This window comes from Ruegeria sp. CF4, from assembly GCF_056537345.1.
The window spans coordinates 202216-218191 of sequence record NZ_JBQFRJ010000004.1 but is presented as its reverse complement, the minus strand read 5'-3'; the positions used below and the strand labels follow the sequence as shown (position 1 = coordinate 218191).

The window sequence follows — 15976 nt, the reverse complement described above, 5'->3', positions numbered from 1 at the left end:
CACATCGCCCATCGAGGCGGGAGGCTGGGTTTTCTACACCATGCTAACGGCTTATCGCCGCGTGTACAGCGGACAAATACACGTGCGCCGGATCAGGAGGGGGAGGACTGATCCGGCGCTTCAGGCAGGGCTATTTACCCGCCTCGGACTGGCCCTTGGTTACGGGTTCTGACACCGGCTCGGGGAAGCTGAGGTTTCGGGTCAGGTTGTTCATGTCGATCCCGAGTGCCATGGCCGGAGCGCTCAGGACAGATGCAGACAGGACAAGGGCGGTGACGAAGGTTTTCATGGGGTTTCTCCGATTTGCGTTTGTCACATCCCTGAGGTGAACCGTTCAGTTCACTTTTTCAAGATGCAAAATGAACTATTCGGTTTACTTTTGTGCATATGGGTCATTCAAAAATGCATGGGGCGATTTACGCCAAGTGGGCCAGCAGCGGTCTTGCGGGTGCTGCGGCAGACAGGTAAACGCCCTCCTTAAGCGTATATGAGGGTTTCCGATGTCGATTGACCAAAGCACAGCCGCCAAGGTGGCCAAACTGGCCAGGATCAAGGTCGAGGATGACGCGCTGCCTGCGCTGGCGTCCGAGTTCAACAATATCCTTGGGTTTATCGAGCAACTGAACGAAGTGGATGTCGAAGGTGTCGAGCCGATGGTTTCGGTCGAGCCGATGCGCCTGAAGCGTCGTCAGGATGTAGTCACCGACGGAAACCAGCAGGACAAGGTCCTGTCCAATGCCCCCGATGCGCGCGAAGGGTTCTTCGCTGTTCCCAAAGTTGTGGAGTAAGTCATGAGCGATCTGAACAAACTGGGCCTGGCCGAGGCCCGCGACGCGCTTCGCAAGGGTGATGTGACCTCGGTTGAGCTGACCGAATCCTGCCTCAAGGCGATTGACGAGGCCGATGCGCTGAACGCGTTTGTCCACAAAACCCCCGAGATCGCTCTGGAGCGCGCTAAAGCAGCGGATGAGCGGATCAAGGCGGGCGATGCGCCGTCGATGTGTGGTCTGCCCATCGGTATCAAGGATCTGTTCTGTACCAAGGGCGTGCCCTCGCAGGCGGCTTCGAAAATTCTCGAAGGCTTCAAGCCCGAATACGAATCCACCGTGTCTCAGCAACTGGCCGATACCGGTGCCGTGATGCTGGGCAAGCTGAACATGGACGAATTCGCCATGGGCTCTTCCAACGAGACCTCGGTCTATGGCAACGTCGTCAGCCCTTGGCGACGCGGCAATGACGATGCTCAGCTGACACCCGGCGGTTCATCGGGCGGCTCGGCCTCGGCAGTGTCCGCCGATTTGTGCCTGGCTGCAACCGGTACCGATACTGGTGGCTCGATCCGTCAGCCTGCTGCGTTCACGGGCATCACCGGCATCAAACCGACTTATGGCCGTTGCTCTCGCTGGGGCATCGTGGCCTTTGCGTCTTCGCTGGATCAGGCTGGGCCGATGACCAAGAACGTGCGCGATGCGGCGATCATGCTGGAAACCATGTGCGGCCACGACCCCAAGGATTCGACCAGTGCTGAACTGGCCGTCCCGAATTTCGAGGCGATGCTGACCGGCGACATCAAGGGCAAGAAGATCGGTATCCCGAAAGAATACCGCATGGACGGAATGCCCGCTGAGATTGAAAAACTGTGGGCCGATGGCGCCGCTATGCTGAAAGACGCAGGTGCCGAGATCGTCGATATCTCGCTGCCGCACACAAAGTACGCTTTGCCTGCCTACTATGTGATCGCCCCGGCCGAGGCGTCCTCGAACCTCGCCCGTTACGACGGTGTCCGCTATGGCCGCCGCGCGCAGCTGGCGCAGGGCGATGGCATCACCGAGATGTACGAAAAGACTCGCGCGGAAGGGTTCGGCCACGAGGTTCAGCGCCGTGTGATGATTGGCACCTACGTGCTCTCGGCAGGTTTCTACGATGCCTACTATAACCGGGCGCGCAAAGTTCGCACCCTGATCAAGAAAGATTTCGAAGATGTCTTTGCCGCAGGCGTCGATGCGATCCTGACCCCGGCGACACCATCGGCGTCGTTCGGACTGGGTGAGATGACTGAGGCGGATCCAGTGCAGATGTACCTGAACGACGTGTTCACCGTGACCGTGAACCTCGCTGGTCTCCCCGGTATTTCGGTGCCTGCAGGTCTGGACAAACAGGGGTTGCCACTGGGTCTTCAGCTGATCGGTCGTCCATGGGACGAGGGCGATCTGCTCAACACCGCCTACGCGCTTGAGAATGCTGCCGGGTTTGTGGCCAAGCCTGGAAAATGGTGGTAATCCTCAAGCCAGATACGGCACTACACAACCGGAGCAGCCAAATGCGCCAATTGCTTCTGATCCCGGCCTTGGGGCTGATTGCGGCTTGTAACACCGTGGCACCGGTCTCGGGTACGGGTTTCAATACGCCGGAATATCAGGCGCAACGCGAGGCTGAATTGGCCGGGCAGGGCCTGGGGGGCAACCCTCTTGCACCGCCCGAGGCGATCTCGGAACAACCGCTTTCGGCGCAGGGGACGGTTGGATCTGATGCCCCGGTGGGTGACGCGTCAGATATTGCAAACCAAACGGCCATTGCCCTGGCGAATACATCCGGTCAGGAAGCGAACGCCGCGCCTCTGACTGCAACAAACAACAACAGTATCTCCGACGAACAGGATTTCGAGGCCGTCTCGAACCGGCGAACCATCGACGATGACGCCGCCCGGATCGAACAGAACCGACAGACCTACGAGGTCGTCGCGCCCACCGTTGTGCCCCAGCGCGGCTCTGACGGTCAGCCCAATATCGTACAATATGCGCTGAGCACCTCAAACCCTGTCGGCACCCAGCTCTACAGCCGTGCCGGATTCAACCTGCAGGCCAAGGCAGAACGCAATTGCGCACAATTCGCTTCGCCCGATCAGGCCCAGATCGAGTTCCTGTCTAACGGCGGTCCTCAGCGTGATCGTAAAGGGCTGGATCCGGACGGTGACGGCTATGCCTGCGGCTGGGATCCCAGCCCGTTCCGCAGTGCTGTCAACAACTGAACTCTCTCCCATCTGGCAGCCATCGCCTAATTTCGGCCCTCGAAGGGATGGGCTGAAGCCCACGCTGATCGTACTGCACTATACTGCTATGGAGAGCGCCGCGGCCGCACTCGAACGCCTCTGCGATCCCGGTCCGGAAGTCTCTGCGCACTACCTGATCGGCGGCGATGGCACACTCTGGCAGCTTGTCCGCGAGGAAGATCGCGCCTGGCACGCCGGGGCAGGGGAGTGGCACGGGCAGACAGACATAAACTCCCGCTCTATTGGTATCGAACTGGATAACCGAGGCGACCATCCATTTGCCGATCCCCAAATGCGAGTGCTCGAACAGCTTCTGCCGCAGATTATGCAACGCTGGGCCATTTCCTCAGAGGGCGTGATCGGCCATTCGGACATGGCACCGGGACGCAAAACCGACCCCGGCCCCCGATTTGACTGGCAACGACTGGAGCGCCAGAGCCTGGCCGCCCAACGCGGCAGCACCGCTCCGGAGGGCACCACACTCCGTGCCCTTGCCCAAACCCGTGGTTATACTGCCCCGATCGACGACGCCACGCTCCTCGCCGCCACCCGCTTGCGCTTTCGTCCCTGGGCCACTGGCCCCGCACAATCCGACGATCTCAAGGCTCTCGGCTCATCCCGGGTGATAACCTGATCCGCCCTTCATCTGGCCAAAAATATCCCGGGGATGAATTGGCCGCAGGCCAAGAAGGGGCTGGCCCCTTCTCCTCTTGACGTCCCCGATCCCAAAGCATACCCAACCCACTGCGCGGAGGGCCGGATGGCCGCTGGGGCCGCAAAGCCCGAGAGGAAAGTCCGGACTCCACAAGGCAACGGTGCCGGGTAACGCCCGGGCGGGGAAACCCGACGGAAAGCGCCACAGAAATCAGACCGCCACACACGTGTGGCAAGGGTGAAACGGTGGGGTAAGAGCCCACCGCGCCGCTGGCAACAGCGGCGGCACGGCAAGCCCCACCGGGAGCAATGCCGAATAGGGTCCCCGCGCGGGCCGGTCGGTGCAAACCGATACCGCCGCTAGGCTCGCCTTGGCCGAGAGGGACCGGGTTGGCAGCTCGAGCCGCGTAGCAATGCACGGCCTAGAGGAATGGTCATCGAAGGGGGCAACCCCGGAACAGGATCCGGCTTACAGGCCCTCCGCGCGTATCTTCTCAGCCTGTTGGTGGGGTGTAAGCTCCGGTCAGTGTCGCAGCCTTTTGGGCCACCGCGACAAAATCTTCGGCAGGCCATGCGCGTACGGTTTCGATCCTCGAGACCGCACCGGTGCTGGCAACCGCCATCCCGATTGCAACCGCATCTGTGCCGTCAGGAACTTCACTGATGACAACAACATCGTTGCCGCCTGTGGTGAAGTAGAAGGAGATCAGCCTTCCGCCCGCCTTCTCAAGCAGCGCTCTGACCGGGCCGGTACGATCCTGAGGCTTTGCCACCATCGCCTTGACGGCCTCGGACGAATAGGATGCGTAAGTAATGAAAACAGGCATGGGTCTCTCCTTTGGACTTGAGTTTTGTGGAACCTTTATGCTGACCGGTTCCGTGGCCTCTCGCACGCACCAGCGCGCGAAACCGAACTGGCCCGGTCGAAAAGGCGACCAAGCCAAAGCAATTGCGTGAGTGGTGCGGGTGGTCCGCGCCCCGCTCCGGTGGTTGGGAGCAGATTTGGCGCAGGGTATGGCGCACCCTATCACAAACTCGTGAACACGCCAAACCGGGGCACCAGGTCACCTCTGATGAATTGTTCCCCAAACCCGCCGAATCCGGTTGACTCGGGCGCGCGAGCAGGTAAAAGCGCACGCTCATAAGGATTTCAACCGAAAGGCCCCTGCCTTTTCGGACGCAGGAGATAACCATGGCGAAGCCGACGACAATCAAGATCCGTCTGAACTCGACCGCGGGCACGGGCCACTTCTACGTGACCAAGAAAAACGCGCGCACCATGACCGAGAAAATGACCATTCGTAAGTACGACCCGGTCGCTCGGAAGCATGTCGAGTATAAAGAAGGCAAGATCAAGTAATCTGCCCTCTGACGTGAATTTCTGAAAAGGACCCTGTCTGGCAGGGTCCTTTTTTTGTTGTAGGCGCTCAGAAAGGGCGTTGCAGGGGCGCATCAGCATTTTCAGTGTTCTGATCCGCAGCGGCTTGCTTTTTCGCACTCGCTGCCACTAGGCTTTAGCAACCCTTTCCAAAATGTTGACCGCCATGAAAAAAATCTTGTTGCCCGCCCTTGCCGTTCTGACCCTGTCAGCCTGCGAAGACCCATTCAACCGTGAAGGCGTAGGGTTCACCGGTATTGATGGCGAGCCGCGCACGATCTCTGAGGTCGAAGGCGCGGCGGCTTTTGTGCCTCAAGCGACCAATATCCCCGCGGAACTGGCCGAACTGCCGACCGTTCGCGTGGCCTCGAATGAAACAGACCCGAACAAACTGGCGCGTGTCGCGATCGACAACGGTGGCCGGACTGACACGACCGCAGTTCCGCTTTCGGGTCAAAGCACCAATCTGTTGCTCAGCACCGTCGAAGTGAACAGCACCCTCTATGCCGTATTGCGCACGACCCAAGGCGACACGCGGGTCGACAATTCTATTGGTGCAGCATTCGGCGAACAAACCGAACGCTTTACCGGCTGCTTGCCCGCTGGCGACGTTTTCCGCAAAGGCTCTTCCGAGCGTAGTTCGGGCTTTGCGGTGCCGCTGAATTGCAGCTAAATCAGAAAGACCCCAATCAAGCTAAACCCCCGCCAGTACGGCGGGGGTTTTTCGTTATACACCACTGTTCCGCCATTCAGCAAAGGTCATGACCGTGCGCAAACCTGCGCTGGTCATGAGCGCTGCAAATGCAGTGTTGAAGGTGCTTTAGAGGTGTCCGACGTTAGTCGGCAGAAGACGTTGACGCCTGAGAACGCCAAGCTGAAAGGTTCGAAGCGACCGGCGCCCAAATGGGTAGTGCAACTGTTCGCAATGGGAATGAACTCCATCAGAACCTCTACTCGTTATGAATGAGGGGGCATCAGGGGACAGGCGTCAGTTTAGGTGCCCTTTTTCCGAGGCTAATACAAAACACCTGTGTTTTGTTGTTGCATGCTGAGCGGTCGTTTGTCCTTATTTCTCTGCAACCTGTTCGCACTCAATCTCAGTAGATGAACCCTATTAGTATCATTTAGCGGAATTAGTAGTGTATTGGTGCGATTTGGTTTGTTCCGTTGGGATTCTGTCTGATGGGAAATTGCACAGGTTGATATCCGCACGTTTCGCTATGCCTTCGTATGGTAGGCTTGATTTATTGGAAATTCCATGTTTGACGGCCCCTAAGCACCGAGCGCCAGTGTAGTCGATCAAAATGAACCTGCAGTACGTGGTGTGGAAGCAGTAGACGGGATACGAACAAACTCTTCGAGAGGGTTAGATCGCGCTGATAGGCAGGTACGACGACAGCCACCTGTTCTTGGGGTACGCTTCGGAGTATTAGAAAATGCAACTCAAAATGCTCATGAACTTCGATCCGCCCAAACATGATGGCGATAGACCGGATAGGCAAAATGACACATGGCTGATCACACTTCAAAGTTGATAGCTGGCGAACAACAAGATCCTGCAAATAGAACTGAAAACTATAAAATGAAAACCTTGGATTTACCTGCGCACTATATTGCACTTGATGATTTTGGAGGATTGCAGACCCTATACGCAGGTTTTGCAGAAGCGGTCGCTGCTAGAGGGCATCAAATATGCACCGTCAACAGAGCAAAAACGCGACCCCTTGCTCATTTCGCCACATCGCTGGAGCAGATTGGCGTAGAAGTGCAGTCTCCGCAAACCTATCGCGTTGCTAACATTCTGCCAACCTCGATGCCAAGGACACGTAATCGCGTTCAGCGGACGCTGTTGAATAAACTGATCGGTCGCTCAAATCTCGATCACGTAGTGTGTTGGAACGCCCCGCCCGATCCATATATGAGGTCGAGAAACCGAAAGTTCGCTTTTTATGATCACGGCTTCTCTTCGATAAGAATAGTGAACACATGGCGACAGCAACAGCTGGCTAGAATGAATGGAATCATCAGCGTTTCTGAAGCCAATAAGTATCTACTCGAAAATTTATGGCAGTATGAAGGCAGGATTCATGTGGTTTGTAACCCTGTGCGTCAGGCGATCGCCGATCGCATCCTGAACAAAAAGAAGACGCCAATAAATGATATTCGAATTACATGCGCAGCGCGTCTGGTCTCTTTCAAAGGGTTCGCGAGCTTGGTCCACGCGACGGCCGATCTGTTAGATCAAGGTTATCCTGTTAAACTCACGATCGCTGGTGATGGGCCCGAAACTTCAATACTCAAGAAAACGGCGCAAAGATTGTTGCCAGATGACAAGGTAATATTTCTTGGTCTGGTGAAGGATATGGGCGCATTGCTCGATGAGACCGATATTTTCGTCGCACCGTCGCTCCGTGAGCCTTTTGGCCTTTCTCCTCTTGAGGCGTTGGCCTCGGGCATCCCGACGGTTCTATCGAACATTGATGGTCATCCGGAGATTTTGCCTTTTGACGGTGCGGCAACGCTTGTAGAGCCAACATTGTCGCTCAGTGAATATGCTCAACTCGGATCGACAAACGCGAAAATGCCGAAATACGTCTATTTTCCATCAAGTCGATCAATCGCAGAACCAAAGGCGCTTGCGCCAGATTTACTTGCAGCGGCGTTGGCGCAAGTGATTGAATCGTACCCGGATCACGCCAATACTGCATTCGAAGCAGCACGACAGATACGTCATGACTGCAGCATCGAGAAGTATACGGATAAACTTTTGCGGATTTTTAAAGAGATCTTTTAAGATTTGTATCAAGGTGACACGCTCTATTTGTAAGAGCGCTGAAAACGATTTGCATCACGTTTCCAATCTGTCTCAATGTGCTTCGGAAGATTGTTAGGGGTTAGGGGCAAATTTTCGTTGCAGATGGATATAGTAGCCGCACATTTGATGACAGCAGACGCACGATTGCTCTTCATCTTGTGCGTAACCAGAGAGTGCCAAGTCTATTGAGTCAGCAACTACGGAAGTCTCTTAGGGCCCGAATTCTATCGGTAAAAAAAGGGAGCCCTTGGGGCGCAGCTTGGGGCGTAGGACAACGAGTGGTGACAGGAATTCGTATAGGCCTCTTATCAGACTGGATGAGTATCGCCCGATCTATGAGGAGGTACCGCGGGCATCGGCCTGACTTGCAGGACCCGGTCTAGAATTGTAGAGAGACAGATTGTGAGCTTGCAAATTTCTTTCTAGCAGTTTTTCATTCTAATGCTCCTGAGAAGATTGGCCATTTCTCAGAAAGATGAAATTATTTAGCTCAGGCTTGAAGATATCGAGCCCATCTTCTGGGATTCGTGTGCTCAGCAGAAAGTGTTTCCGGAACGAAAGAGCCTGCCGAGACTGGGTCTCGGCAGGCTCCGCCAGTCCTGAATGGGCGTGAGAGAGCTTTACTCTCTGTTCCCCAAAAGCTGCAGCAGGAACATGAACATGTTGATGAAGTCCAGATACAGGTTCAGCGCTCCCATGATGGCAGCTTTGCCCAGCCATTCCTGATCGCCCGCATGGGCCATCTGCAGGTAGGTGTTCTTGATGTTCTGCGTGTCATAGGCGGTCAGACCGGCGAAGATCAGAACACCCAGGATCGACACGGCAAACATGATGGCCGGCGATTGCAGGAACAGGTTGATGATCATTGCGACCACCAGACCAATCACGCCCATCATCAAGAATGTACCCATGCCGGACAGGTCTTTCTTGGTGACATAGCCGTAGAGTGACAGGCCTGCGAAGGCGATCGAAGTCACCAGGAAGACCTGTGCTATCGAAATGCCGGTGAAGGCAACGAAGATCCAGCTCATCGACAGGCCCATGACGGCCGCGAAAGCGTAGAAGAACAGCTGTGCGCCGGCTGCGGACAGGCGGTTGATGGCAGCGCCAAACGCAAACACCATGCCCAAGGGCGCAAACATCACGATCCAGCCCAGGATGTTCGGGCTCAACGTTACCGGATCGCGGAATACCGACAGCAATTGCGGGCTGGTGCCGACGGCCCAGGCCACTGCAAATGTGATCAGCATGCCTACGGACATGGTGCCGTAGACTTTGTTCATATGGGCGCGCAGGCCCTCATCGATCTCGGCAGCGCGCGCGCCGGACGCCGTCCGGATCGTGTCGAATTGTGCCATAAAGGGTCTCCCTCTGATATTCTGCTCTCAGCCTGCGATTGCAGGCCGGTTTCCCAGCAAATATCGGAGAGTGTGGCCCGCGTTTCAAGGGTTTTAGGCCTAAAACTCAGCAAAACTGTCAGCAAATTTGGCGGCAGTGTTAAAAACGCCGCCAAATACCTGGCATTTCCGTATTAATACAGGTGCTTGTGCCAATTGTCCGGGGCATCCCAGACAGGGCGTTTCGCTTCAACCTCGGCCTGGGACCGGGTGACACCGATATCCTCGAGTGCACGATCATCCAGCTGTGCAAGCGCTCTCCGCTGTCGGGCGAGGCTGAGCAGGCTCAGTATCCGCGTACCAAACGCCGCATTCCGAACGGGGCGACGGGTTGAGATAGCTATATGGGTCATGATCTTTGCCCTTTCGTGGTTGCTTGATGAAACACTGCGCTTCAATCAATTTCCTTGATCTATATGGATCAATCTGACATATTTTGAAAATGAATGTTTATGAACTGTCACATAAGGAATCGTGAAGATGCGAAATCTGGACATCACCACCTTGCGCTCTTTCGTGGCCGTTGCTGACTACGGCGGCGTGACGCGGGCCGCCGGTTTTCTTCATCTGACGCAATCCGCCGTTTCGATGCAGCTCAAGCGTCTGGAAGAGCTGCTGGGATTAGAGCTTCTGGACCGTTCAGGCCGAACCATTGCCCTGACAGCCTCGGGTGAGCAGTTGCTGGCCTATGCCCGACGCATGATCGCATTGAATGATGAGGTGATTGGACGCCTGACGGATCAGGCCTTTGAAGGAGAGGTCACCTTGGGCGTGCCGCATGACGTCGTGCATCCATTCATTCCAAGGGTGCTGCAGCGCTTCAACGCGAGTTTTCCGCGGGTCAGCGTAAATCTCGTCACGTCGAATACGCGCCAATTGAAGGATGAGTTCGCGCGTGGGGCCTTCGATCTGATTGTCACGACCGAATCCGGGGCAGGTGAGGGGGCTGAAACGCTGCACCACATGCCGTTGCGTTGGGTCGGAGCATTGAACGGATCGGCCTGGCGGCAAAAGCCGCTGCGATTGGGGTTCTGCCGGAACTGCATTTTCCGTCCTGTCGCGACCTCGGCACTGGATGATGCCGGGATCAACTGGGATATGAGCATCGACAGCGATTCGGACCGTACGGTTGAGGCCACTGTCAGCGCCGATCTGGCCGTCGGTGTGCTGCTGGAAGGCACGCAACCCAACCATCAGGAACTGATCGACCATGGCGGCGCACTGCCGGACCTGCCGGTACAGTTCATCAACCTCTACGGGGCCGAGCGGGTGCGTGAGGAATATGTGGCCGAGCTTGCCAACCTGCTGCGCCAGAACTTCACACGCCCGAGTGCACATCCACTCAAGGCGGTTAGTTGATCCGGATCACCACTTTTCCAGTGGATTTGCGCGCGCGCAGCAACTCAAGGCCCTGTGCTGCCTCCTGCAGGGGCAGCACATGGCTGATATGAGGTTTGATCCTACCCTCTGAATGCCAGCGGAACAGCGTGTTGAAGCTGTTATGGACAACCTCGGGCCGGAAGGTCAGATACCCTCCGATATAGACACCGATCACGCTGAGGTTCTTGACCAGCAGATGGTTGGCGGGAATTTGCGGAACATCACCCCCGGCAAACCCGATCGGCAGCAGACGACCCTCGGGGTTTGTGGCGCGAAAGGCGGACTTGAACACATCTCCTCCGATCGCGTCGTAGACGACATCCGCGCCGCCAAGCGCCAGAACCCTTTCACGCAAATCTTCACCCGCGTCGATCAGATGGTCTGCTCCAGCCCGCTGTGCCACGGCCAGCTTGTCTGCGCCACGTGCCTGCGCAATCACTGTTGCCCCCATCAGCTTGCCGATCTCGACAGCGGTCAGCCCGACACCGCCCGCAGCGCCCGTCACCAACAGCGTTTCGCCCGGTTGCAGGCGTGCCCGATGATCGAGGGCAATGTGGCTTGTGCCATAAGCGATCTGTATCGCTGCGGCGTCTTCGAAACTCATGGAATCGGGGATGGGGACCGCTCTCGCGGCCTCGAATATACCTGATTCGGCAAGACCGCCCTGGCCGGAATAGACCGCAACGCGATCTCCGGGCTTCAGATTCGTCACATTGTTTCCGATTTCGTCGACAATCCCGGCGATTTCCATGCCAAGCGTAAACGGCGCATCCGGCGTGTCCTGATATGTTCCCTTTTGCATCAGCAGGTCCGCAAAGTTCAACGCGCAAGCACGGATCGAAACGCGAATATGACCCTCGGAGGGTGAGGGCAGTTCGACCTTGCACAACTGTGCAGGGGCTCCCTGGGTCTTGATATGGTATGCCAGCATCAACGCTCTCCGGGTTTTGACCGCTATAGGCGTGGGGTCGGGGCGTTTTGTCAATTCCTATCCGAAAAGCTGCGGAGATCGGAAGGCACTGTTTCTTAATTGGAAACGCATTGATCTCAAAAAACCCTACAACCACAAACCACTGTGTGCATTCCGCGACTCAACCCGCTTGAAAAAATATTCTATTGCGGCAATATTACCCTATGGTGCTGTTCGGGGGGCACGATCCGGATTAGGGAGTTCTTAAGCAGCGACCCGCTAACTTAGCGGAGACGGCTGCTGTCGCGTTTTCCCGGACAGGTGTTTGTGTAAAGGAGACTACCAATGACCCATCACGTCGATGTCCATGTGGGCAAACGCGTCCGGCATCGCCGCTGGCTGATTGGCATGACCCAGCAGCAGTTGGCGCAGCAAGTTGGTATTAAGTTTCAGCAGATCCAAAAATATGAAACAGGTGCCAACCGGATTAGCGCGTCTCGCCTTTGGGATATCGCTGAGGCATTGGATGTACCTGTCGCCTTCTTCTTTGAAGGACTGGAAGAGACTCAAAAATCGGACGCTGACAAGAAATCTGTCCCGGCTGACCTGATGGGCGATAAGGAAGCGCTCGATCTGGTGCGTTCATACTACGCCATTCCGGAAAACCAGCGCCGCCGCCTGTTTGAATTGGCCCGTGTGCTAAGCGACGTCGCCTGACACAATCGACTTGACTTCGGGGGGCTTCGGTCGCACGGGTAAACCATGCAACACACCCTACTGAGTGATCTTGATATTGCAGAAGAAATGGCCGACGCGGCGCGGACGGCCATCCTTCCTTATTTCCGCCAGACAAATCTGGAAACCGACAACAAACTCGCAGACGGGTTTGATCCGGTCACGATCGCCGATCGTGAGGCCGAGAAAGCCATGCGCGCCGTATTGGCGCGGCATTGCCCGGACGACGGTATATTCGGAGAAGAGTTTGGCCAGAGCGCCGGAACAAGCGGGCGCGTCTGGGTTCTGGACCCAATCGACGGCACGCGTGGTTTCATCAGCGGTACACCGACGTGGGGGGTATTGATCGCGCTGAGCACGGATACCGGCCCGGTCATGGGTGTGATTGATCAACCCTATATCGGCGAGCGTTTTGTCGGCGGCAACGGACATGCCTTTGTCAAAGGCCCCCTTGGCCAGACCAAACTTGGCACGCGCCCGACGCGTTCACTGGATCAGGCGATCGTTTTCACCACCTTCCCCGAAGTCGGTACTGAGGCCGAGGGCGCTGGTTTTCACGCAGTCGCCTCGCAGTCAAAACTGACGCGCTATGGCATGGATTGTTATGCTTATGCGCTTCTGGCGGCCGGGCAGATTGATCTGGTGATCGAGGCCGGATTGAACGCCTATGACATTCAGGCACCGATCGCGGTGATCGAGGCGGCAGGAGGTGTCGTCACCGACTGGCAAGGTAATCCGGCCCATGAAGGTGGGCGTGCGCTGGCTGCGGCCACCCCCGAACTCCATGCCGTTGCTCTGGATATCTTGCGCAACCACTGAAACGGGTTGCCGCATGATCGCGGCGACCGTATGCTAAACACGGCTGGTTCTTGCGCCCGTTTTCCACCAGCCCGGCACTTCACGCATGAGACGGGCTTATGCGGGAGTGCAAAAAATGACCGAATTCCTGATCCGAAACGCCGATGTCATCGTGACGATGGATGATACGCGGCAAGAGCTCGCGAACGCCGATCTGTTGGTCCGAGACGGGCAGATTGCCGACATCGGCCATGGGTTGACCACCAGCGGAGAGATCCACGATGGGTCCGGCTGCGTGGTGACACCCGGCTTGGTGAACACTCACCACCATCTCTATCAAACTCTCACGCGCGCGGTGCCGGGCGGGCAGGATGCGCTGTTGTTCGGCTGGCTGCAAACGCTCTACCCGATCTGGTCTCGGTTTGGCCCGGAAGAGATGTTCGTCTCCACCCAGATCGGCCTCGCAGAGCTCGCGTTGTCGGGCTGCACGCTCAGCTCTGACCACCTCTACCTCTATCCGAACGGCGCGCGGCTTGAAGACACGATTCACGCCGCAGCTGAACTGGGCCTGCGCTTCCACCCGACGCGTGGCGCGATGAGTATCGGTGAAAGCGATGGGGGCCTGCCGCCCGATGCCCTGGTCGAGGCGGAAACAGCCATCCTCGACGACATGACCCGTGTCGTGGATGCCTTTCATGACCCTTCCGAGGGATCAATGTGCCGTGTCGGCCTCGCCCCATGCTCTCCATTCTCAGTCAGTCGCGAACTGATGCGCGATGCGGCTCTGCTGGCCCGAGACAAGGGCGTGATGTTGCACACGCATCTGGCCGAAAACGACGAAGATATTGCCTATTCGCAAGCCCAATTTGGCTGCCGCCCCGGCCAGTATGCCGAAGACCTCGGCTGGACGGGTTCGGACGTGTGGCATGCCCATTGCGTCAAATTGGACAAGGCCGAGATCGATCTCTTCGCCCGCACCAGAACTGGGATCGCTCACTGCCCGTGTTCAAACTGCCGCCTTGGTTCAGGCATTGCCCCGGTTCGTGCTATGCGTGATCGTGGCGTTCCGGTCGGCCTCGGGGTCGATGGATCAGCCAGCAATGACAGCAGTAATCTGGTTTCTGAGGCGCGTCTGGCCATGTTGCTGCAACGGGTCGCGAATGGGGCTGATGCAATGTCTGCGCGCGAAGCGCTTGAGATTGCCACGCGTGGTGGGGCGGATGTGCTGAATCGTACGGATTGCGGTCGCCTTATGCAGGGCAAACGGGCCGATATCGCCATCTGGGATGTCTCCGGCATCGAAAGCGCCGGCAACTGGGATCCTGCTGCCTTGCTGCTTGCAGGACCAACGCGCGTCAAACACCTCTTCGTCGAAGGCCGGCAGATTGTCCGGGACAGTCAGATCATCACCATCGATCTGCCCAAAGCCATTGAAACCCAAAACCGCCTCGCCCGCGCTCTGATCGACTAGCGGATCCGCCCTACATCTGGCCAAAAAATATCCCCGCCGGAGGCATGCGCCACAGGCGCATCCCTCTCACGCTTGCACCTTTGAGCCACCGATCCAGACATCCGCCACCGCCCGATCATCGCCCATCATGATCGTGGGAAACACCGCCTCCCACAGATCATCTGCGTGTGCTTCACGCTGCGCAATCGCCGGGGTCGAGGCAAGGTCGAGGATAACCAGATCCGCCTCCATTCCGGTTGCAACGTTGCCGATACAATCGTCCATATGCAATGTCCGCGCCGACCCCACGGTTCCCAACCACAACAGTTGCGCCGGATGCAGCGGAGCGCCCCGCAGCTGTCCGATCTCGTAGGCGGCTGCCATGGTCCGCAACATCGAAAAGCTGGACCCGCCACCGGTATCCGTGGCCAGTCCCACACGATGTCCTTCACGCATCAGGCCCTCCATATCGAACAGCCCGGAGCCAATAAACGTGTTCGAGGTCGGGCAATGAATTAGCGCCGCTTCCATTTCGTGCAGCCGATCCCGCTCTCGTTGTTCCAGGTGGATGACATGGCCATAAAGGCCATTTTTCCGCAGCAGACCAAACTGCTCATAGGTATCCAGATAATCCCGCGCGTCGGGGAAGAGGGATCGGACCCACTCGATCTCATCTGTCTGTTCACACAAATGGGTCTGCATCAGACAATGCGGATATTCACCCCACAGCGCCCCCATGGCCTCAAGCTGTTCCGGTGTCGACGTGGGTGAAAAGCGCGGCGTGATGGCGTAAGAAAGCCGATCGATCCCGTGCCATTTCTCCAACAAGGCTTGCGACTGATCATAGGCTGTCTGGGCCGTGTCGCGCAGACGCTCGGGGGCATTGCGGTCCATGCAGGTCTTGCCTGCCACAACCCGCTGACCGCGCGCCTGAGCTGCCGTGAAGAACGCATCGACGCTTTCAGGGTGAATCGTGCAGAAGCTGCACATCGTCGTTGTGCCATGCGCGGTTGTCAGGTCCAGATATCGGTTGGCAATCTCCGATGCATAGGCCAGGTCACCAAACTTCATCTCCTCGGGGAAGGTATAGCTGTTCAGCCAATCGATCAGGCGCTTACCCCAACTGGCGATCATCGCGGTCTGAGGGTAATGCACATGCGGATCGACGAATCCTGCCATGATCAGATGGCGGCCATAGTCCTTGATCGCCGCCTCAGGATGCGCTCGCGTCAGGTCCGACGCCGTGCCAAGCGCTGCGATGCGCCCGTCTTCGATCACCAAGGCCTCGTGTATTACCGCCGCCTCGGTAGGCTCGCCTTCGAATGGCGATCCATTGAAGCTGAGTACGCGCCCTTTCAAAAGCGTCTTTTGCGCCATTTTCCCTGTTCTCCGCCCGTTTGGGATCGCTCG

The 15976-nt window shown here is 57.2% G+C and carries 17 protein-coding genes and 1 other RNA gene; 12 read left to right on the top strand and 6 right to left on the bottom strand.

What is annotated here, in order from left to right:
* Positions 1–130: 130 nt before the first annotated feature.
* Complete coding sequence (locus ACR0NF_RS11700; RefSeq protein ID WP_480470467.1) at positions 131–289, bottom strand: hypothetical protein; 159 nt, start codon at positions 287–289, stop codon at positions 131–133.
* A gap of 211 nt (positions 290–500) precedes the next feature.
* On the opposite strand from ACR0NF_RS11700, the gene gatC reads away from it, so the two are divergent.
* The 5 genes from gatC (at position 501) to rnpB (ending at position 4191) form a co-directional block, all read left to right on the top strand.
* Entirely contained in the window at positions 501–788 is a 288-nt protein-coding gene (gene gatC / locus ACR0NF_RS11695; RefSeq protein ID WP_170392224.1) for an Asp-tRNA(Asn)/Glu-tRNA(Gln) amidotransferase subunit GatC, read from the top strand.
* A 3-nt stretch (positions 789–791) separates the two neighbouring features.
* Positions 792–2279, top strand: coding sequence for an Asp-tRNA(Asn)/Glu-tRNA(Gln) amidotransferase subunit GatA (gene gatA / locus ACR0NF_RS11690; protein ID WP_480470466.1), 1488 nt, complete (start codon positions 792–794; stop codon positions 2277–2279).
* A 41-nt stretch (positions 2280–2320) separates the two neighbouring features.
* Complete coding sequence (locus tag ACR0NF_RS11685; protein ID WP_480470465.1) at positions 2321–3028, top strand: hypothetical protein; 708 nt, start codon at positions 2321–2323, stop codon at positions 3026–3028.
* Entirely contained in the window at positions 2979–3683 is a 705-nt protein-coding gene (locus tag ACR0NF_RS11680) for an N-acetylmuramoyl-L-alanine amidase (RefSeq protein ID WP_480778287.1), read from the top strand. The genes ACR0NF_RS11685 and ACR0NF_RS11680 overlap by 50 nt, the downstream gene beginning before the upstream one ends.
* A gap of 114 nt (positions 3684–3797) precedes the next feature.
* An RNA gene (gene rnpB / locus ACR0NF_RS11675) (RNase P RNA component class A) lies at positions 3798–4191 on the top strand.
* Positions 4192–4197: 6 nt separating this feature from the next.
* On the opposite strand, the gene ACR0NF_RS11670 is transcribed toward rnpB, so the two are convergent.
* Positions 4198–4530, bottom strand: coding sequence for a GYD domain-containing protein (locus tag ACR0NF_RS11670; RefSeq protein ID WP_480470463.1), 333 nt, complete (start codon positions 4528–4530; stop codon positions 4198–4200).
* A gap of 365 nt (positions 4531–4895) precedes the next feature.
* On the opposite strand from ACR0NF_RS11670, the gene rpmG reads away from it, so the two are divergent.
* The 3 genes from rpmG (at position 4896) to ACR0NF_RS11655 (ending at position 7875) form a co-directional block, all read left to right on the top strand.
* The gene (gene rpmG, locus ACR0NF_RS11665; protein WP_010441901.1) at positions 4896–5063 is read left to right on the top strand and encodes a 50S ribosomal protein L33; all 168 of its coding nucleotides are present in this window, start codon (positions 4896–4898) and stop codon (positions 5061–5063) included.
* A gap of 184 nt (positions 5064–5247) precedes the next feature.
* Positions 5248–5754, top strand: a complete 507-nt coding sequence (locus ACR0NF_RS11660) for a membrane lipoprotein lipid attachment site-containing protein (RefSeq protein ID WP_480470462.1) — start codon at positions 5248–5250, stop codon at positions 5752–5754.
* A gap of 837 nt (positions 5755–6591) precedes the next feature.
* Positions 6592–7875: a glycosyltransferase family 4 protein gene (locus tag ACR0NF_RS11655; protein ID WP_480470461.1), complete on the top strand. Its 1284-nt coding sequence runs from the start codon at positions 6592–6594 to the stop codon at positions 7873–7875.
* A 641-nt stretch (positions 7876–8516) separates the two neighbouring features.
* On the opposite strand, the gene ACR0NF_RS11650 is transcribed toward ACR0NF_RS11655, so the two are convergent.
* Positions 8517–9254, bottom strand: a complete 738-nt coding sequence (locus tag ACR0NF_RS11650; RefSeq protein ID WP_480470460.1) for a Bax inhibitor-1/YccA family protein — start codon at positions 9252–9254, stop codon at positions 8517–8519.
* Between the two features lie 173 nt (positions 9255–9427).
* A complete protein-coding gene (locus tag ACR0NF_RS11645; protein ID WP_480470459.1) occupies positions 9428–9646 on the bottom strand; it encodes a DUF1127 domain-containing protein in 219 nt (72 codons plus the stop codon).
* Between the two features lie 127 nt (positions 9647–9773).
* On the opposite strand from ACR0NF_RS11645, the gene ACR0NF_RS11640 reads away from it, so the two are divergent.
* Positions 9774–10652 (top strand): LysR family transcriptional regulator, encoded by an 879-nt coding sequence (locus ACR0NF_RS11640; RefSeq protein ID WP_480470458.1) that lies wholly within the window; start codon positions 9774–9776, stop codon positions 10650–10652.
* Here the strand turns inward: ACR0NF_RS11640 and ACR0NF_RS11635 are convergent.
* Positions 10645–11604, bottom strand: a complete 960-nt coding sequence (locus ACR0NF_RS11635; protein ID WP_480470457.1) for an NADPH:quinone oxidoreductase family protein — start codon at positions 11602–11604, stop codon at positions 10645–10647. The genes ACR0NF_RS11640 and ACR0NF_RS11635 overlap by 8 nt on opposite strands.
* A 324-nt stretch (positions 11605–11928) precedes the next feature.
* Between ACR0NF_RS11635 and ACR0NF_RS11630 the strand changes: the two genes are divergently transcribed.
* The 3 genes from ACR0NF_RS11630 to ACR0NF_RS11620 all read left to right on the top strand — a co-directional run bounded on the left by ACR0NF_RS11630 (position 11929) and on the right by ACR0NF_RS11620 (position 14587).
* Complete coding sequence (locus ACR0NF_RS11630) at positions 11929–12300, top strand: helix-turn-helix domain-containing protein (RefSeq protein ID WP_480470456.1); 372 nt, start codon at positions 11929–11931, stop codon at positions 12298–12300.
* A 45-nt stretch (positions 12301–12345) separates the two neighbouring features.
* Positions 12346–13137, top strand: a complete 792-nt coding sequence (gene hisN / locus ACR0NF_RS11625; protein ID WP_480470455.1) for a histidinol-phosphatase — start codon at positions 12346–12348, stop codon at positions 13135–13137.
* Between the two features lie 115 nt (positions 13138–13252).
* Positions 13253–14587, top strand: coding sequence for an 8-oxoguanine deaminase (locus tag ACR0NF_RS11620; protein ID WP_480778286.1), 1335 nt, complete (start codon positions 13253–13255; stop codon positions 14585–14587).
* 66 nt (positions 14588–14653) lie between these two features.
* Here the strand turns inward: ACR0NF_RS11620 and guaD are convergent, their stop codons facing one another.
* Positions 14654–15943 (bottom strand): guanine deaminase, encoded by a 1290-nt coding sequence (gene guaD / locus ACR0NF_RS11615; RefSeq protein ID WP_480470453.1) that lies wholly within the window; start codon positions 15941–15943, stop codon positions 14654–14656.
* Between the last annotated feature and the right edge of the window lie 33 nt (positions 15944–15976).